Below are 18645 nucleotides of genomic sequence, written 5' to 3'. Positions count from 1 at the left end.
ACCGGACCCGCTCCCGACGGGAGCTCCTCACAACTTCGCCCGAACCGGGCGAACAGCAGTAACCAACCATCAAAGGGGGTCAGGTTTCAGACGTCGATAGGGGGTCAGATTTCACCCGCCGTTGACAACGACACCGCGAACACACCAACCGCCAACTGATCCGATTGAGTATCAACGAATTTCGGCGTTTGTTCTGCGCACTCGTACTCACCCCACTGCACGCCGTCGACCGCATCCTCGACTGGACCCTGTGGCGCCGACGTCACCAGAAACGCGCCCAACAATGCCACCAAAACCGCAGGTCACAACAACAATAAACCCGATCTACGGCTGTAGTAGTAGGCCCCTCGCCCGATCGGCCGACCCCACCCACCGGCCGAACCGACCCCCGCCCACCGGCCGAACCGACCCCACCCGACGGTCGAGCCGCTGCGAGCCCCAAGGGCGAGCAGCGAGTCGAGCCCCCGTGCGATGCGCTGGAAAGCGTTGCGAGCGTTCCAGCCTCACCTGGCGGAGGCCTCGATACGGCTCGTCGCTAGCGCTCCTCACCTACTCGACCAGCGGGAAAACGCGGCCCCCAGCGGGAGGTAGGGCCCCTCTCAACTACTCGACCAGCGCCGAAGCCTCCGAAAGGTCAAGCAAGATCGGAGTATTCGACGGCCGCCAAGGCGATGTGCACATAGTCGCGGGCCGTCTCGGCCGGGGTCCGGGGACCGTCGGGGCGGTACCAGCCGGCGATTCCCTGACACATCGACAGGATCGCGCGACGCGCCGAGTCGGGCACCCTGGTGGCGAAAACACCGGCGCGGCAACCATCTTCGATCGCCTCACGCAGCTGCTGATCGATGGTGTCGCGATGTTCGCGATACCACCGACTGTTGTCTTCGGTGAGTGAACGGTGCTCCGAGTCGAGGAAGGCCAGATCGCGATAGTTGGCCATGTACAACGCGATCGCCTCCACCATCGCCGACAGCCGCCGGACCGGGTCGGTCCCGGCCTCGACGAGTGCGGCGTCCACGTGGGCGCTCACGGTGGCCATGGCGTGATCGAACAACGCGACGAGGATGGCCTGCTTGTTGTCGTAGTGGTAGTACAGCGCGGGGACGGTCACCCCCACCGCCGCGGCGATCGTCCGGACGCTGGTCGCGTCGTAGCCGTGCTCGACGATCTCGGTGAGCGCGACGTCGAGGATCTTCGGGAGGTTCAGCGGCGGGTAGTGCCGCCAGTCATCGAAGGCGGGCGCCACGGCCGCCACGGCGTCGCTCATCGCACCTCCCCGCGTCATCGACTGCTGGGGAGTTGCACTCGCAACTCCCACCTGCGCGGAATGCATTGTACGCAGGTGGGAGTTGAGCGTGCGGGAGGCGAGGGTCAGCGTGCGGGCGCTCCGACAGGCACGTTCGCGACGCCGATCTCGGCGACCTCGTCAACACCGCCGATCTCGCCGACCTCGTCAACGCCGGCGTCCACGGAGATCTCGTCGATCTGCTCCTCGAGGGCGCTGGTCATCTTCAGGGCGACCTCCTTGATGAACAGCACCGCGACCAGGCTGATCGCCGCCATCACGGCCGACACCAGGAAGATCCGGGCGGTGCCGTCGCCGTAGGCGCCGCGCACGATCTCGGCGATCGGGCCGGGCAGTTCGTTCAGGTTGGACAGTCCGGCTGTCCCGCCGCCGGTTCCCGCGCTGATGCCGAGTGCGCCCAGCCCCTTCGCGATCAGGTCGGTGACGTGGTTGGACAGCACCGCACCGAGGACGGACACACCTGCGGCACCTCCGAGTGAGCGGAAGAAGGTGATGGTCGAGGTGGCCGCACCCAGTTCGGTGGGCTTGACGTTGTTCTGCACGGCCAGCACCAGGTTCTGCATGCTCATGCCCATGCCGACGCCGAGCACGAACAGGTAGGCACCGACGAGCACCATGTCGGTGTGCGCTCCGATGGTCGACAGCAGACCGAATCCGACGGTCATCAGCGCGGCACCGGCGACGATGAAGCCCTTCCAGCGACCGAAGCGGGTGATCAACGTGCCCGACACGGTTGCCGACACCATCGATCCGACGATCATCGGCAGCATCAGCAGGCCGGCGATGGTCGGCGAGTAGCCGCGGGCGATCTGGAAGTACTGGCCGAGGAAGACCGCGCTGCCGAACAGCGCGACGCCGACGGCGATGCTGGCGACGGTCGCCAGTGCGATGGTGCGGTCGCGGAACAGGCGCAGCGGGATGATCGGGTCCTTGGCCTTCGACTCGACGAACACGGCCACCGCGAGCAGGATCGCACCGAGCGCGACCAGACCGAACGACATGCCGGAAACCCAGTCGAAGTTCTTGCCGGCCAGGGTGACCCAGATCAGCAGCGTGCTGACGCCGGCGGCGATCAGCGCGGCTCCGGTGTAGTCGATGGTGACGTCGCGCCGGATCACCGGCAGGTTCAGCGTCCGCTGGATCACCAGCAGGGCGATCACCGCGAGCGGGACGCACACGTAGAAGGTCCAGCGCCAGCCGAGCCAGCTGGTGTCGACGATGACTCCGCCGATCAGTGGGCCGGCGACGGTGGCCAGCGACATCACCGCGGCGATCGGACCCTGGTAGCGGCCACGTTCACGCGGGCTGAACATCGACGCGATCACGATCACGACCAGCGCCTGCAGACCACCCAGGCCCAGACCCTGGACCACACGGAAACCGATGAGCATGCCCACCGATTGCGACAGTCCGGCCAGGACCGAGCCGATGACGAAGACCGTCAACGCCGCCTGGACCAGCAGTTTCTTGCTGATCAGGTCGGACAGCTTGCCCCACAGCGGGGTGGTGGCCGTCGACGCCAGCAAGGTGGCGGTGACGACCCAGGTGTACTGATCCTGCGTGCCGTGCAGATCGGTGATGATCGTCGGCAGCGCGTTGGACACGATGGTCGATGACAGGAATGCGACGAACATTCCCAGCAGCAGCCCGACGAGCGCTTCGAGGCGCTGACGGTGCGTCATCGGCGACGACGCCTCGGCGACGTGTGAGTCGCTCTGCGACACAGTCGAACTCATGCGAAAACCTCCCTGGAATTCGGTCAGTTCCCTCCACCGCGTGGGTGCAGGAAGAAGAGTGAGTGCGCGCGGCGACGACGCCGGCGCAACGGGTGAACCCGGTCGGGCACACCAATTAGTTGAGTAGTGCAACTTTATACCCGATAGATGCAACATGCAACTATCTGTCGCTATTCCCCGCCTCGTCGAGCCGGGGCACCGAATCGGCGAGCGGCGTCGTCAGTCGCTGCTGGTCTCGAGGCGCCGAAGCAGTTCGGTGAGAGTGCGGATGTCGTCCGGGTCCCATTTCGACAGACGCGCCCGCCACTCGGCCACCGCCGACGCGACGACGGCGTCGACACGCTGCCGGCCGACCTCGGTCAGCGAGACGACGCGGGCCCGGGCATCGTCGGGATCGGGATGGCGTTCCACCAAACCCAGTCGCACCACGGCGTCGACCTGCCGCGTGACCGTCGACTTGTCGAGCTCCAGGGCCGCCACCAGCTGCGACATCGGCATGGAATCGTGCCGCGCCAGGATCGTGAACAGCGGATACGACGACGGATCGAGTGCCGGGTCGATCGCATGGGCGCGCAGCCGGGCCCGACTGCGACCCTGACGCCACATGTCGGCCAGCGCGTCCTCCAACCGCGTGATCGGGTCCGCCGCCGTCCGCACGGATTCGGCTGCTCCCGACTCGCGATCGATACCGTCGCCACTCACGGGAAACAGACTAGCCATGCGCGTGCCGGTGTCATCCGTCGGCGACGCCCGACACCCGTTTGAGTACACTTCACTATGGGAAATACCCTTCGATGACACTGTTCGGGGCCGGTTGTCAGATGTGCGCTGGGGAGGGCTGCACATGTGGATACGCAGTTCTGTCACCTCTGAATCGTCGGGCGGCGCCGCCGTACCGTCACCCGCACCTGAACCCGAGGGGGTCGACCGCGAGCACGCGTTCTTGCACGCGCGCCACGCACTGCAGAGTGCGGGCGGCCGCGAGACCACGGTCCGCTACGGAATCGCCGCACTCACCTTGATGTTCGGCGTGCTGGGTGCGGTGAGCATGTTCACGCCGGACGGTTCGGCGGGGTCACCGCCGCGCATGATCGCCATGGCGATCATCGCCACGTCGACCGTGCCGTTCGCCGTGCTCGTCAGCCAGATGAGCCTGGCCACGGCATGGTGGAGCAAGACCGGACGGCTGAGTGGCATGAACAACAGTTTCGCCATCTACGCCGACGTCGGTCTGGCGTCAGCGCTCGCGACATTTCAGAGTCCCGTCCTCGTCCTCGCCGCCTCGTCGCTGTTCGGCGTCGTCGGCGGGTATGTCGCGAATTTCGTGCACCTGCGCATCGTCATCGTCCACATGGTGTTCAGCACCACCACCATCGTCACCACGGCAGCCTTCGCGGTGGCACAGGGTGTCGGTGTCGCCACCGCGGGCTACCTCGCGCTGGTGGCGCTCACCTCGGCCAACGGCCTGGTGCTACTGCTGCGCAACTACTCGCTGTCCTTCAAGCGCGCGCTGCAGATCCAACTCGACTACACGACCACCGATCCGCTGACCGGCGTCCTCAACCGGCGCGGATTCACCGCCGCGATGGCGGGTGTGGCCGCGCGGCCCGGCCGACCGTTCGCGGTGGTGATGATCGACATCGACCACTACAAGTCGATCAACGACCGCTACGGCCACGCGGTCGGTGACGCCGTACTCACCCGGCTCGCGCAGCGCATCCGATCGACCGCCGGACCCGACGCCGTCGTCGGCCGCCTCGGCGGGGACGAGTTCGCCATCGCCGCCCAACTGGGTCACGATGCGCTGGAGCGGATGGCCCGCCGCCTCAGTGTTCCGGCCTCGGGTCTGGTGGGCGGACGCATCGTGACGATGAGCGTCGGCGCCGTCTGCGTCGATCCGCTTCCTCCGATCCCGCGCGGTGAAGCGGATTCCTTCCTCGCGGAGTACCTCAACCAGGCCGACACCGCTCTGCTTTCGGCCAAAAATGCCGGCCGCAACACCTACGTCGTCGTCACCGCCGATACCGAGCAGGCATCGGAGACCGCGTGAGTGCGCGACAGGACTGACACGGCGTGCACTGGCGTGCAGCCGATCAGAAAAGTGGTTGGTGCACAGTCCTTTTGGCGTCGACCGCGGTTCACGGCCATCCTCGGCGAATCCGATCGTGGTTACGGTGGACCTACCGGCCGCACAACGCGGCGATCACGAACCCAGGAGGATGCGATGACGGGCACCGTGCTGTTCATCATGACCGGCGCCGACCACTGGACACTCAACGACGGCAGTCGGCACGCGACCGGGTTCTGGGCCGAGGAGGCGGTCGCGCCCCTCGAGGTGCTGCGCGCGGCGGGTTATCGGGTCACCGTGGCCACACCCGGTGGTGTGCGGCCACCGGTTGACGAGGCCAGTCTCGACGCCGGCACCGTCGGGTCCGCCGAGAAGGCCGATCATCTGCGCGAGGTGGTCGAGACCGCCCCAGAGTTCCAGTCCCCGATCGCGCTGTCCGACGTTGATCTCGCCGACTACGACGCCATCTTCGTGCCCGGCGGCCACGGCCCGATGGAGGATCTCGCCGTCGATCCCGATGCCGGAGCGGTCCTGACGGCCGCCGACCGGGCGGGCACACCGCTGGCCATCGTCTGCCACGGCCCGGCGATCCTGCTCTCGGCCACCACCGAGGACGGGACCAACGTCTTCACCGGACGGACCGTCACCGGTTTCAGCGACGCGGAGGAGGAACAGGGCGGACTTGCCGACATGGCGCCGTGGCTGCTGCAAGATCGCCTCACCGAGGCCGGTCTGCACGTCACGGTCGGTGCGCCGTGGTCGGTGCACCTCGAGTCCGACGGCAACCTGCTGACCGGGCAGAATCCGGCATCCTCCGAACCGCTCGCGCACGCCCTGCTCGGTCGGCTGGAGACGCCCGGCGACAACCGCTGACCGACCAATATTCATCAACTGATGACTTTTGTGGGCGTGGGGCCTACTCTCGAGCCATGCGCGCAATGATCCTCAAAGAGTTCCGCGAACTCCGGCGTGATCCGCGAACGCTGGCCATGCTGATCGCACTGCCACTGTTGCTGCTGATCATCTTCGGTTATGCCGCAAACTACTTCGTCGGCTCGACGGAAACGGCGGTCGTCGGTCCACAGGCCCAGCAGGCGGCGTCGGCCCTGCCGTCCTACTTCGACGTCACCGTCATCGAACCCGGCGACAATCGTCAGGATGCGGTGAACCTGTTGAGGGAGAACAAGGTTGACGTCGCCCTCGTCACCGGCCAGACCCCCACCCTGGCCTTGGTCGACGGTTCCAACCTGTTCTCGGCCCAGTCCACCGTGGCGGTCCTCAACAAGGCCGGCGCCGCGGTGAGCACCGACGTGCTGTTCAACCCGAACCTCAAGACGTCCTGGGTGATGGTGCCGGCGCTGATCGGTCTGATCCTCACCTTCATCGGCACCATCATCACCAGCATCGGCCTGGTCCGCGAACGTGAAGCGGGCACGCTGGAACAGTTGGCGGTGATGCCCATCAAACCCAGTCAGGTGATCCTGGGCAAGATCGCCCCGTACTTCCTGCTCGCCGCGATCGACATGGCCATCGTGACCCTGCTGGGCATGTGGCTGTTCGGAGTGCCGTTCAACGGCAACGTCTTCGCGTTCATCCTCGGCAGCGGCATCTTCCTGTTCGTCGTCCTCGGCCTCGGCGTGTTCATATCGACGGTGTCGCAGACCACCGGCCAGGCCATCCAGACCGCGTTCATGTTCATGATGCCGCAGATCTTGTTGTCGGGCATGATCTTTCCACTTGACGCGATGGCGGCGGGGGTGCGCTGGATCGGCTACCTCCTGCCGTTGACGTACTTCAACATGATCGCTCAGGGCATCATGCTGCGCGGCGCTCCGATCACCTCACTCTGGCTACCGTTCCTGGTGCTGGCGGTGATGGCGGTCATCGTGTTCACCGGTGCGACATTGCGGTTCCGGCGTGACCTCGCCCCCAACGCCCCGAAGACCCGACCGACCGACGCCCCGGCCGAGGATGCCTCATGATCGCCTCTGCCACATCGGTTTCCGTGCAGTTCGGCGACACCGTCGCCCTCGACGAGGTGACCGTCGAACTGCGCCCCGGCACCGTGGTCGCAGTGGTCGGCGGCGACGGCGCCGGCAAGACCACGCTGCTGCGCACGTTCGCCCGTGAGGTCATCCCCTCGTCCGGACGGGTGATCGCCCCGGACAAGGCCACCATGGGCTTTCTGCCGGCCGGCCCGGGCAGCTGGAGTGCCCTGACCGTCCGGCAGAACCTCGATTTCGTCGGCGGCATCTACGGGCTGTCCGGCGAGGCGCTGACCGAACGCCGCGAGGAGATGATCACCCGCGCCGGGCTCGGTGTCGCCGCTGATCGCCCCGCCTCGGCACTGTCCGGCGGAATGCGCCGCAAACTCGCCGCGTCGATGGCGATGATCCACCGGCCGCAGCTGATCATCCTCGACGAACCCAGCACCGGGGTCGACCCGGTGAGCCGAATCGACCTGTGGCGGATGATCTCCGAGAGCGCTGCCGACGGCGCCGCGGTCATCATGTCGACCACCTACCTCGACGAGGCCGAACGCGCCGGGGAACTCCTCGTCCTCGACGGTGGCCGCACCCTCGCGCAGGGTTCGTATGACGATGTGCGTGCCGGTTTCGCCGGCACCGTCACCACCGCACCGCAGCCCGCGCGTGGTGAATGGTCGTGGCGCCGCGGGCACGACCGCCACGAATACTGGCCTCCCGGAACGGCACCCACCGACCCCGGGCAGCGAACCGCCATCACCCCGGACCTCGAGGACATCGTCATCTCCCTGTCGCTGGAACGACAACTACCGTCCGGGGCGAGCACATGAGCGAGCGCCCCGTCATCCGTGCCACCGCGGTGACCAAGAGATTCGGTGACTTCACCGCCGTCGATGCCGTCACCATGGACGTCCGGCCTGGTGAGGTCGTCGGGCTCCTCGGCGCCAATGGTGCCGGCAAGACCACCCTGATCCGCATCCTGCTCGGCCTGCTGCGGCCCAGCGAGGGCAATGCCACCCTGTTCGACGGCCCGCCCGACCGCCGGCGCCGCGCCCGGTTGGGTTATGTCCCACAGAATCTCGGCCTCTACCGCGACCTGACGGTGGCCGAGAACATCGACTTCTCCACCGGCGCCTATGGCGTGCCGACGCCCACGCTGCCCGATGACCTCGCATCCCATGCCCGGACCCTCGTCGGTGACCTTCCGTTGGGCGCGCAACGACGCATCGCGTTCCTCGTCGCGCTCGCCCACTCTCCCGACGCCCTGGTTCTCGATGAGCCGACCTCCGGTGTGGATGCACTGTCCCGCGCCCGGCTGTGGGACACCATCCGCGGTGAATCCGACAAGGGCACCGGCGTTCTCGTCACCACGCACTACATGGAGGAGGCGCAGGAATGCGACCGGTTGCTGCTGATGTCGGCGGGCACCCTCGTCGCGCACGGCAGCGAGGCCGACATCATCGGTGACACCCGCGCGGTGTCGGTGAGCACCGACGACTGGCAGCAGGCCTTCGCCGTCCTCAACTCGGCCCACGTGCCGGTCATCCTGTCCGGCAGGGCGATTCGTGTCGCCGATACCGACCCGGATGACCTCCATCAGATCCTCGATCAGGCGGGGATACCCGCCACCATCACGCCCGTGCCGGCCACGATCGAGGAGAAGATGCTCGTTCTCGCCCGGAACACGTGAGAACGATGAGCACACGATCACGAGGCCGACCACGCCTGGATTCTGCGCGGCCGGAGACGCGGACGGCGATCCTCACCGCGGCCCGCGAGATCTTCGCCGAGCGAGGGTTCGAACGAACCACCATGCGGGCCATCGCCTCTCGGGCCGGTGTCGATGCCGCATTGATCCACCACTACTTCGGCACCAAGGACAACCTGACGGTCGAGGCACTGCGCCCGGACATCGATCCGACCGCCGTCTTCCGCGGGCTCACCGTCGACACCCCGGGTCTGGGCACCGAGTTCGTGACGCGGGTACTGACCGTCTGGGAGAGCGACTCCCCGCAACGCGAACGCGGTATCGCACTGCTGCGGATCGCCGTCACCCATGATCAGGTGGCCGAACGGATGCGCACCTTCTTCTTCGGACTGGCCCGACACGTGCTCGGCGACATGGCCGCCGAGGACGACCGAGACCTCCGGATCGCGTTGATCGCCAGTCACATTCTCGGCATCCTGATGATGCGCTACGTGCTCCGCCTCCCGGAGATCGCCGACGCCGACATCGCCACGCTGGCCGGACGGGTCGGACCGGTGATCGAGCAGTACCTGACGGGACCGCCCGGATCACCGGTCGAGTGACCGCACGTTCAGTCGTTCACCAGTTCCTTTGTGGCCGAGGCGGTCGTGTCATCGGTGGCGTCGTCGGCGGGCTTCCGGCTGCGCAGTACGCCGATCGCGATGGCGATCACCCCGAGTACCAGCAGGACCAGCGGCACGACCACCGACAGCAGCGTCAGCTTCTGCGCGGCCGACTCGGCCTTGGTCACCGCAGCGGCCACGCTGTCGAGGGTCAGGTTCGCCTTCACCGCGAGCACCGGCAGCAGCGGAACCGCTTGACCGTTCACCATGACGGTGGCCAGGATCTGTTGGTCGATCGAGGAATTCAGCGGTGCACCCGTCGTCGCATCGGCATCGAGGACGATCTTCGACGACGCGGTGTAGGCGAGCGGCACGGTGTCCGGCAGGGTCGGCAGCGCGGCGGAGATCGCCTGCCCCTGCTCGGCAGGCAACGTGGCGACGAGACCGGCGATCAACGCCTTGGGCAGGGCCGGCGGAAGCGACTTCAGCGTGTCCTGATTCTGCAGCGCCCCTGAGGCATTCACCTCGTACCGGAGGACGTCACGATCGTTGACGGTTCCCTCACCGAGGTACGTCAGCGGCGCCGCGGCCTGCAGATCGGGCACGTAAAAGCTGTAGTTCTGCGGCTTCGGGTGCAGCGGCAGCGTGAAGATCAGTCCTGATGCCGCGGTGGCGCCGCTACCACTGGGCGGCTGGTCGGTCGCCTCCATCGTGGTCCGATCGATGGCGTAGGTGATCGACGACGGCTTCTGGAGGCCACCCGGTCCCTTCAGCAGGGAACTCCGCTCGGTGATGGCCAGGCCCTCCTGCTCGCCGGTGACCTGCACTCGTTGATCCAGGGTGATCGGGACGTCCTTCGCGACGGCGTTCGCGAGGTCGCCGGAGGCCATCGCGGCCGAGTTGAGCATCGTCGCGGTGCCCGAGTAGGTGGCCGTCGTGTCGACATCGGTGGGCAACTTACTCAGCGCCGGGGTGATGGCGAACCGCGTGACCGCGGACAACACGAGCAAAAGCAACCCGATGACGATGAGAACAACCGAGGATCGGCGAAGTCCTGACATGAACACTCTCCAGGTGATGAAGGAACTGACCAGCCGACTTCACCAGAGTGGGCTGGGTCACATCCAGGCTGTCGGCACATCGTGTGGCACCGCATAACGGACACCCCGCCGGAGTGGGCCGCGTCACATCCGCGCGGTACCGTCATCGCATCAGCGACGAAAGACGGGTGATCGCATGACGCGGTTTGCACCATCCGCAGGTGCGCCGACAGCCGAGTCGGCGGCAGCCAAGCCTGGACGACCGGGGTTGACGGGCTCGGCGGGACTGCGTGTCGCCGAGGCCACCGCCCTGACCCCGGCGCCCCCGGAACTGCTCCGCCATGCCGCACGTCTGGCCACGACCCACGTGTCGTCCCTCGCCGACAGGGCACTGGCCCGCATCCGCGCCGAGGTTCCGCACTACGGCACCCTGATCGACAATTCCCGCGACTTCGAGTCGGCGATCTACACGACGGTCGAGGTCGCGGTGTGGTCGCTGGCCGATCCCGACCGCAGCACCGATTCGGCACGACACGCCTGGGACATCGGACGCCGACACGCCCGCGCCGGCATCCCGCTGCCCGTGGTGTCGCAGGGCTTCCGGATCGGCGCCGCGGTGGTGTGGGACCGACTGGTGGAGCTGATCTCGGCCGAACGGCCCGAACTCGTGCCGGTCCTCGCGCGATGCGCGAACGAGTACTGGCAGTTCTGTGAACGGGACCAGCGCCTGATGATGGAGGCCTACCGACTTGTCGTCGACGGCGACGTGACGCACATCGAACGCAAGCTCTTACCGGTGTTGCGTATGCTGCTGCGTGGCCACGCCGACAACGTCGATTGCGAGAGCGCGGCCGTCGCGCTCGACGTTCCGCATGACGGACGCTACGTCGTCGCCCGAATCTCGGACCGGCGCAACGATTTCTCTGTCAACGACGGTTTCAGTGTCGACGATGGCCCGATCCGCGACGAGATCGGCGAGGTGACCATCTTCCGCTGTCGTCAGCGACACGGCATGACGCTGGTGGTCCATCTCGGTGACCGTTCCCTTCACGAGGTGAAAGCCGTGCTGGCCGAACGGTTTCCGAATGCCGGCATCGGTATCAGCCCGGTGGTCGGCGGCCTGTCGGCACTCGGTCAGGCCAACCAGCACGCCGGTCTCGCCGAACGTATCGGCGCGGGCCGCGCCGGAATGACCGTACTGTCCGACCGCATTCCCGAAGCGCTCCTGCTGGCTCGCCCCGATCTGGCATCGGTTCATCTCAGCGACGTGCTCGGCCCGGTCCTCGACCTCGACGCCACCGAGCGGGACACCCTGCTGCACACCATGCAGACGTGGATGGATGTCGGCGGGTCCACCGCCCAGGCCGCCAAAGCCCTGTTCTGCCACACCAACACGGTGCTCAATCGTCTGCGACGATTCGAGCGTCTCACCGGCCGTCACCTCGAGTCGCCCGGGGATCTCGTCGACGTGGCGCTGGCGCTGCGCGCGTATCGGTTGATGGGGTGAGGGGTAAGACGCCTGCGCGGCACCTGCTCAACCTTCATCGTGATACCCGATGGCGACGATCTGTCCGTCGACCACCTCACCGAGGTAGATCGGCGGAGTGATGAGGCGACGGCCGCCCTCGCGTGCGATCGCCGATCCCGACTCGACGACAGCGAGAAAGTCCGCGGCCGTCGGTCCGTCGCCTCGCCGGGACGCCCGCGCATAGGCGACGATCGCTTCATACGTCGTCTCGGTGACCGAACTGGCCGGTGGCACAAGCAGACCGGCGCGTTCCCGGTATCGCCGGATGAGTGATCGGTTGGCGTCGCTGTCGAGACTTTCGAAGTAGGCGAATGCGGTGTGCAACCCGGCGGCCGCCTCGTCGCCGATGAGTTGCAGGCTTGCCTCGTCCAGCACCAGTGCGAATGTTCTTGTCGCACGGTGGAGTTCGCTCTTCCAGAAGGAACGTTGGAACGCCACCTCGTCGTGGCCGACGAGGGTGGTGAGCACGAGCTCGGCACGCGAGAGGCGAATCCGGTCGATCACCTTCTCGAAATCGGTGGTCCCGAGGTCGACGAATGCCTCCCCCACCACCGAGCCGCCGGTTTCCGACACCACCCGACGGGCCGACATGTGCGCCCCGAACGACCACGAATAGCGTTGTCCGACAGAGAACCAGCGTGACGCCCCGGTGTCGGACATGAGGTGCGGAACACCCACCCGGAGTTGACCCATCGGACGTTCACCGAGCCGGATCACGTTCTCGCGGTTCGCACCTCCCTCGTTCAGGACTGTGTGGATCAGCAGCACACCGGTGCCTTGCAGGGCATTGGCCACCGCATTGAACGTCGCCGACGTCACGCATGCGAACACCGCCCGGCAGCCCTCGCGGACCAGACGCAACGCCTCTGCGACCCCCGACCATGATCGGGAGGCGTCGTCGCCGACACGGAGTTCGACCCGTTTGCCTCCGATGCCGCCGTCGTCATTGATCTCGTCGACCGCCATCTCGGCCAGGGTCTGCGTGGCCTGGGCGAACACCGCGGCGGAACCGGACTTGCTGAGAAGAAGACCGATCCGGTGCACGGACGGATGCGGCGGTGACGGAGGATCGAATCCGCGGCGGCGCACCAGCCAGTCGATGCCGTCATGGTCGACCTCGGATGCGAGCGTGACGCGGGTACCGTCACCCTCCCGATGGAAGCGGATCGTCAACCGTCCCGGCCAGGGTTGCTGGTGCACGATCACGACCCGTTGCGCGGGCCGGATCGACATGACACGTCCGAGGAGGGTGATGTCGGACTGGTCGGTGGCGTCCGAGCGCATGGGCAGGGGGATCGCAATGGCAGCACCCACTGCGAGTTCGGCACACTCCGCCCCGAGGAGGCGCCCGTCGGCGAACATCTGGAAGGCACGGGCGGGGTGGACGCCGACGTAGGTCTGGGCGGTTACCGAGACCGTCGACATCGATCCACCTCTGTCGGTCCGGTGACCGGTCAGGCGGTCCGGCCCGACGCAGACGAGTCGTCGGCGTCGGGCAGTTCACCGGCCGTCGACTCCGGTGCCGTGGCGAGCGCACCGTTGAGCAGACTCTGCAAGAACTCGAGCGCATCGCGGGCCGGTCCGGACGGGTCGATGGAGAAGTAGCGGTGCCGACCCTCGCGGCGCTCCACCACCATGCCGGACAGTCGCAGCGCCTTCAGGTGCGTCGAGACGGTGGTCCGTCCCACGGAGGTGATGCGATCGCTGATGAATCCGGCGCTGCACTCACCGTTTTCGGCAAGGACGTCGAGGATCTGGCGACGTACCTGGTCGGCCAGGACGGCGAATGCCGACTCCTCGTTGTCCTGCACCTTCAACCTCCACGATCAGGCGGGCTGTCGCGTTCTCCATCGAACTCTTCTGTGTACTCTAACGGGTCGCCCACGGACGGCGGATCACACTGCCGCCCGACCGGTCTGCGCGACCGGGCTGATCACCGCATCGCCGTGCCCGGCACCGAGCGGGTCGGGCCACGTGCTCCACACGTCGGGACCCAGTCTGATCTCGTCCATGGTCAGCAGGCATTCATCGAGCCGCTCGACCAGCAGTCTCTTGTCGATGTCCTGTCCGATGAAGACCAACTCCTGGCGGCAATCACCAGCCGGCTCCTCCCATTTGTCGAGGATGCCTTTCCGGCGGTAGTCGTCGGTCGGCCACGCGACCTCGGGGAGGAACCGCCACCATCTGCCGACGTAGCCGTGCCGGATTCGGTGCCCGGCCTGGGAGATGCTTCCGATCTCGGAGAATCGCGCCGCATTCCAGAAGTACCCTTTGGCGCGCAACAGATTCCCGTTGTCCCATTCCGTGACGAGAAAGTCGTGGAGCCGTTGCGGATGGAACGGCGAACGCTGGCGATAGACCACGGAACCGATTCCGTACTCCTCGGTTTCGGGCGTGTGCTGACCTTCGAGTTCCTGCAGCCAGCCCGGTGCGGTCGCCGCCTTCTCGAGGGAGAACAGGCCGGTGTCCATGATGGCGTCGAGCGGGGCGTCACCATGCATCATCGTCAGGACGTCCGCGGAGGCGTTGAGCGTTCGCAACACACCGACGACCTCGGCGAGCTGACGTTCGTCGATGAGATCGGTCTTGCTGATGAGAATGACGTCGGCGAACTCGATCTGGTCGACGAGGAGGTCGGCGATGCCGCGCTGATCTTCGGGAGCGTCGGCGGTGACCGCCCCTCCCGTCCGGTAGTCGTGCAGAAAGCTGCTGCCGTCCACGACGGTCACCATCGTGTCGAGGCGTGCGATGTCGGCGAGCGCCCCGCCGGCAGGGTCGATGAAGGTGAAAGTCTCTGCGACGGGCAGGGGTTCGGAGATTCCGGATGATTCGATGAGAAGGTAGTCGAAGCGTCCCGCGGCGGCGAGCACACTGATCTCGGCGAGCAGGTCGGCCCGCAGCGTGCAGCAGATGCAGCCGTTGGTCATCTCGACCAGACGTTCCTCCGATCGACTCAGGGTGACCTCCCGTTCGATCTCGGCACCGTCGATGTTGACCTCGCTCATGTCGTTGACGATGACGGCGACCCGACGGTTGTCGCGGTTACGCAGGATCTGGTTGAGGAGTGTGGTCTTACCGGCGCCGAGGAAGCCGGACAGGACTGTCACCGGAAGTCTGTTGTCGGTCATGGGTTCATCGACCTCTCGTGATGCAGGGCTGGCTCATTGACGAGTCGAGGATCAGGCGGAAGGGAAAGGGCTGCGCGGGTGGCGGATACCTCGATGGCACGCTTCCGGGGGTATCCGCCACCCATTGCGGGTCTGTCAGGCGGCGGGCTCGAGGTATCCCTCGAAGAGATCGACCATGACGCTGGCTGCGTCGGTGTCGTCACCGAAGAGTTCCTCGCCGGTGAATTCGACGTGGTAGGTCGGTTCGGCTCCGCCGTCGGTGCGGCCATGGCCGATCGCGTCGGGGAACGGCCACTTGTCGGCGGTGCGGTGCCGGACGATGCCGGTGCGACCGCGGCAGAAGGCCGGCATGCGGATGTGCCCGGCGAAGTATTCGTCCCGGACGCGGACCGTGTCACCGACGTTGTACACGTGGTTGTCGGTGCGGGCGGGGCGACCCTGCGACGTGGCCGGCAGCGACAGCGGGAATGGTCCGCCCGCAAAGGATTCGAGTTCCTCCTGGGTCAGGACCCCGGTCTCGACCATCAGTGTCGCGACCCCGATGGCGTAACGCTCGTAGTAGGGCGTGACCAGGTAGTGAACGGGCGCGATGCGTTCGACGACGTGGCGCACCTCGTCGACGCTGAACTTGCCGAGTTCGGCGACGCCGAGGAAGAAGAGGCTGTAGGGCAGGTGTTCCCAGTCGGCGTGGAAGGTCTCCGGGCTCGGCAACCCGTGGTCGTATTCGTTGATCGTGTGGTCGACCGGGCCGAAGCCCTGTTTGCCGCCCAGATCGTGCACTCCATCCATGATGGTGTCCTTTCTGATGTTTCGGATCTGATCGTTTGGAGGTGGGAGGTGTCAGGGCACCGTGGGCAGGGCCACGCCGATCAGGCAATCCTTGGTGACGATCGCCTGGAGCTGTTCGGCGGTCCAGCCCTCCGTGCCCGCCGGGCGCATCGGCAGGACGAGATAACGGGTTTCGGCCGTGGTGTCGACGACGCGGATCTTCATGTCGTCGGGCAGGGTGGTACCCAGCTCGGCGAGAACGGTGCGTGGCTCGCGGACCACGCGGGCACGATACTCGAAGCTCTTGTACCAGGTCGGCGGCAGACCGAGGATCGGCCAGGCGGTGCAGGAACACAGGGAGCACACGATGACGTTCTTGAGGTCGGGTGTGTCCTCGAGCGCCACGATGTACTCGCCCTGCGGGCCGAGCCAGCCGTACTGGGCGACGGCGGCGGTTCCGTCGGTGAGCAGCAGTTCGCGGAACTCCGGGTCGGTCCACGCGCGCGCCACCAGCTCTGCGCCTTTGCGTGGAGTGAAGTCCTCTTCGAAGGTCTTCTTCCAGGTTTCCACATACCCTTCGGGGACAAGACCTTTGGACTTCAGCGCCTCGTAGAGCGCCCAGGCCCGATCGCCGGCCGGCGCCTGCTCGGGCACTCCGGGGGCGTGGGTGACCGCTGGGCTGTGATCGATCGTTGTGGACATGGTGGACCTTTCCTTGTTGGGCTGAACTGTTATGGCGAAATGTGGGCTGTGCCGAGAAATGTGGGCTGCGAACTCGAGAGTGGCTACGCGGGAGCAAGTTCCGGAGACACCGTGGAGGTCACCGGCGGAGCGGGGAATCCTCCCGACAGCGACTCGAAGGCATGTCCGACGCGCAGGACGGTGGCATCGTCGAAGTGCTTGCCGATGATCATCATTCCCGCGGGTAGCCCGTCGACGAGACCCGCGGGGACCGACAATGCTGGATGGCCGGTGACGTCGAAAGGTGCGGTATTGGCGATCATGCCGAGCGCCTTGGCGAGGTAGGTACCACGGTCGATCCCCGGTTCGGGAAGTTCGGAGGCAACATACGGCAGCGTCGGCATCACCAGAACGTCGTAGGTCCGCAGTGCGTCGTCGTAGGCGGCGCGGGCGGCCGGGACCAGGTTGCGCGCTTTGCCGTAGCTGCTCGCGCCCAGGGCGGTGACTCCGTGATATCCGCACAGGGCAACGAGTTTCACGGTCTCCGACAGGTCGTCCGCGTGGTCGATGCGACCCCGGCCGAAGAAGGCCATCTGCTCCGGGTCGTACAGTCCCCCGGCGTTGAGTCCGTAGCCGTTGCCGTCGAGCATCTGGTAGGCACCGCCATCGGTGGCGATCACATTCCAGACGTGGAAGGCATGCCGATGCCACGGGATGCTCACCTCCTCGACGACCGCGCCATGAGTCGCGAACCCGTGTGCGGCGGCCCGTACCAGCTCGTCCACCTCGGCCTGCGAGACCTCATGACCGAATCCTTCGGTCACCACTCCGATCCGCAGTCCATCGACACCACCGTCGAGACCTTCCGTATAGTTCTTGGCTGCAAGGGATTCGGGCTGACGCGGGTCGTCGCCGTCGACGCCGGCGAGCACCGAGAGCATCAGTGCGGCGTCGGCGACGGTGCGGGTGATCGGACCGACGTGATCGATGGTCCGCTCGATGGGGAATGCGCCGGTGTAGGGCACGAGTCCGAATGTGGGTTTGTGTCCGACGACCCCGCAGAACGATGCCGGGATCCGGATCGAGCCGCCCTGGTCGCCGCCGATGGCGAGGTCGACGTCGCCGTTGGCCACGAGGGCGCCGCTGCCGCCTGAGGAGCCGCCGGCCTCGCGGGTGGGATCCCACGGATTGCGTACTGGACCCGACGCCGGGGTGAAACTCGATCCGGAGAAGCACAGGTCCTCGCACACCGATTTGCCCGCGATCTCGGCGCCCGCGTCGAGCAGCCGGGTGACCACGGTCGCGTCGCGGGACGGGATGAATCCCTCCAGCGTCCGCGAGCCGTTCATCATGGGTACGCCGGCGACGGCCACATTGTCCTTGATCGCGACCCGCCGCCCGGCCAAGCGGGTGTCGGATGGGGAATCCGCGGAGATCGACGTCCGTGCGTACCACGCGCCCAACGGATTCGATTCACCGGTCTCGGCGAGTTCGTACTCGCGCGTCGGTGCCGTGGGTGCGGCGTTGGTCGCATAGAGATCGTCGACGGCGTCGTAGGAACCCAGTGCCCCATCCACGAGGCCGGCGAACTCGGTGCGCCCCTCGTCGTTCAGGGTGAGTCCGAAATGTTCTGCAGCGCGGCCGATGTCGTCGGGGGTGGGTCGCTGAACTGTCATGGTTGATTTCTCCTCACAGGCGGTGTTGGCTATTACTACAGCCGTAGATCGGGTTTATTGTTGTTGTGACCTGCGGTTTTGGTGGCATTGTTGGGCGCGTTTCTGGTGACGTCGGCGCCACAGGGTCCAGTCGAGGATGCGGTCGACGGCGTGCAGTGGGGTGAGTACGAGTGCGCAGAACAAACGCCGAAATTCGTTGATACTCAATCGGATCAGTTGGCGGTTGGTGTGTTCGCGGTGTCGTTGGGTGGCGGTGGTGATTGCCAGGAAGGCGTGCGCGAGCATCACCAGGATGAATCACCCCAGGTTTTCTGCCGCTCCTATACGGGGTGCAGCTCTCGGTTGAGGGCGGCGTAGTAGGCGGACTCGAACTCGGCGGGCGGGACCGTGCCGATGCTGGAGTGGAGCCTGTCATTGTT

Annotated in this window: 17 protein-coding genes and 2 pseudogenes; 8 read left to right on the top strand and 11 right to left on the bottom strand. The window is 66.3% G+C overall.

Going from position 1 to position 18645, the window contains the following annotated elements:
* Positions 1 to 125 precede the first annotated feature (125 nt).
* A pseudogene (locus ACSEEN_RS20310) lies at positions 126 to 317 on the top strand (IS701 family transposase); the annotation flags it as partial.
* 317 nt (positions 318 to 634) lie between these two features.
* Here ACSEEN_RS20310 and ACSEEN_RS20305 read toward each other — a convergent pair.
* From ACSEEN_RS20305 to ACSEEN_RS20295, 3 genes are all read right to left on the bottom strand, one after another.
* A complete protein-coding gene (locus ACSEEN_RS20305) occupies positions 635 to 1267 on the bottom strand; it encodes a TetR/AcrR family transcriptional regulator (protein WP_348809906.1) in 633 nt (210 codons plus the stop codon).
* Between the two features lie 104 nt (positions 1268 to 1371).
* Positions 1372 to 2988 carry an MFS transporter gene (locus ACSEEN_RS20300; RefSeq protein ID WP_348807047.1) on the bottom strand — a complete coding sequence of 539 codons (1617 nt, stop codon included), beginning with the start codon at positions 2986 to 2988 and terminating at the stop codon, positions 1372 to 1374.
* 273 nt (positions 2989 to 3261) lie between these two features.
* On the bottom strand, positions 3262 to 3648 hold the full coding sequence (locus ACSEEN_RS20295; protein WP_440714146.1) for a MarR family winged helix-turn-helix transcriptional regulator: 387 nt from the start codon (positions 3646 to 3648) through the stop codon (positions 3262 to 3264).
* Between ACSEEN_RS20295 and ACSEEN_RS20290 the strand changes: the two genes are divergently transcribed.
* The 6 genes from ACSEEN_RS20290 to ACSEEN_RS20265 all read left to right on the top strand — a co-directional run bounded on the left by ACSEEN_RS20290 (position 3647) and on the right by ACSEEN_RS20265 (position 9405).
* Complete coding sequence (locus ACSEEN_RS20290; RefSeq protein ID WP_440714145.1) at positions 3647 to 5092, top strand: GGDEF domain-containing protein; 1446 nt, start codon at positions 3647 to 3649, stop codon at positions 5090 to 5092. The genes ACSEEN_RS20295 and ACSEEN_RS20290 overlap by 2 nt on opposite strands.
* Before the next feature lie 174 nt (positions 5093 to 5266).
* On the top strand, positions 5267 to 5983 hold the full coding sequence (locus ACSEEN_RS20285) for a type 1 glutamine amidotransferase domain-containing protein (protein WP_440714144.1): 717 nt from the start codon (positions 5267 to 5269) through the stop codon (positions 5981 to 5983).
* A 56-nt stretch (positions 5984 to 6039) separates the two neighbouring features.
* Positions 6040 to 7092: an ABC transporter permease gene (locus ACSEEN_RS20280; protein ID WP_440714143.1), complete on the top strand. Its 1053-nt coding sequence runs from the start codon at positions 6040 to 6042 to the stop codon at positions 7090 to 7092.
* A complete protein-coding gene (locus ACSEEN_RS20275; RefSeq protein WP_440714142.1) occupies positions 7089 to 7925 on the top strand; it encodes an ABC transporter ATP-binding protein in 837 nt (278 codons plus the stop codon). The genes ACSEEN_RS20280 and ACSEEN_RS20275 overlap by 4 nt, the downstream gene beginning before the upstream one ends.
* On the top strand, positions 7922 to 8785 hold the full coding sequence (locus ACSEEN_RS20270) for an ABC transporter ATP-binding protein (protein ID WP_440714141.1): 864 nt from the start codon (positions 7922 to 7924) through the stop codon (positions 8783 to 8785). The genes ACSEEN_RS20275 and ACSEEN_RS20270 overlap by 4 nt, the downstream gene beginning before the upstream one ends.
* Before the next feature lie 5 nt (positions 8786 to 8790).
* Positions 8791 to 9405, top strand: a complete 615-nt coding sequence (locus ACSEEN_RS20265; protein WP_440714140.1) for a TetR/AcrR family transcriptional regulator — start codon at positions 8791 to 8793, stop codon at positions 9403 to 9405.
* 8 nt (positions 9406 to 9413) lie between these two features.
* On the opposite strand, the gene ACSEEN_RS20260 is transcribed toward ACSEEN_RS20265, so the two are convergent.
* On the bottom strand, positions 9414 to 10466 hold the full coding sequence (locus tag ACSEEN_RS20260; protein ID WP_440714139.1) for a porin PorA family protein: 1053 nt from the start codon (positions 10464 to 10466) through the stop codon (positions 9414 to 9416).
* A gap of 175 nt (positions 10467 to 10641) precedes the next feature.
* Here ACSEEN_RS20260 and ACSEEN_RS20255 point away from each other — a divergent pair, with 175 nt between their 5' ends.
* Entirely contained in the window at positions 10642 to 11952 is a 1311-nt protein-coding gene (locus ACSEEN_RS20255; RefSeq protein ID WP_502260917.1) for a PucR family transcriptional regulator, read from the top strand.
* 27 nt (positions 11953 to 11979) lie between these two features.
* Here the strand turns inward: ACSEEN_RS20255 and ACSEEN_RS20250 are convergent, their stop codons facing one another.
* The 7 genes and pseudogenes from ACSEEN_RS20250 to ACSEEN_RS20220 all read right to left on the bottom strand — a co-directional run.
* Entirely contained in the window at positions 11980 to 13398 is a 1419-nt protein-coding gene (locus tag ACSEEN_RS20250) for an ABC transporter substrate-binding protein (protein WP_440714137.1), read from the bottom strand.
* A gap of 29 nt (positions 13399 to 13427) precedes the next feature.
* Positions 13428 to 13784, bottom strand: a complete 357-nt coding sequence (locus tag ACSEEN_RS20245; RefSeq protein WP_348807020.1) for an ArsR/SmtB family transcription factor — start codon at positions 13782 to 13784, stop codon at positions 13428 to 13430.
* An 84-nt stretch (positions 13785 to 13868) separates the two neighbouring features.
* On the bottom strand, positions 13869 to 15101 hold the full coding sequence (locus tag ACSEEN_RS20240; RefSeq protein WP_348807019.1) for a GTP-binding protein: 1233 nt from the start codon (positions 15099 to 15101) through the stop codon (positions 13869 to 13871).
* 135 nt (positions 15102 to 15236) lie between these two features.
* Positions 15237 to 15890, bottom strand: coding sequence for a nitrile hydratase subunit beta (gene nthB, locus ACSEEN_RS20235; RefSeq protein ID WP_348807018.1), 654 nt, complete (start codon positions 15888 to 15890; stop codon positions 15237 to 15239).
* A 51-nt stretch (positions 15891 to 15941) separates the two neighbouring features.
* Positions 15942 to 16571, bottom strand: a complete 630-nt coding sequence (nthA, locus tag ACSEEN_RS20230; protein ID WP_348807017.1) for a nitrile hydratase subunit alpha — start codon at positions 16569 to 16571, stop codon at positions 15942 to 15944.
* Positions 16572 to 16654: 83 nt separating this feature from the next.
* Positions 16655 to 18226 carry an amidase gene (locus tag ACSEEN_RS20225; protein WP_348807016.1) on the bottom strand — a complete coding sequence of 524 codons (1572 nt, stop codon included), beginning with the start codon at positions 18224 to 18226 and terminating at the stop codon, positions 16655 to 16657.
* 54 nt (positions 18227 to 18280) lie between these two features.
* A pseudogene (locus tag ACSEEN_RS20220) lies at positions 18281 to 18520 on the bottom strand (IS701 family transposase); the annotation flags it as partial.
* Positions 18521 to 18645 lie beyond the last annotated feature (125 nt).

The organism is Gordonia marina (assembly GCF_052036135.1).
GTDB lineage: Bacteria > Actinomycetota > Actinomycetes > Mycobacteriales > Mycobacteriaceae > Gordonia.
Note: the sequence above shows the minus strand (reverse complement) of the source record. Positions and strands in the feature narration are given on the sequence as shown.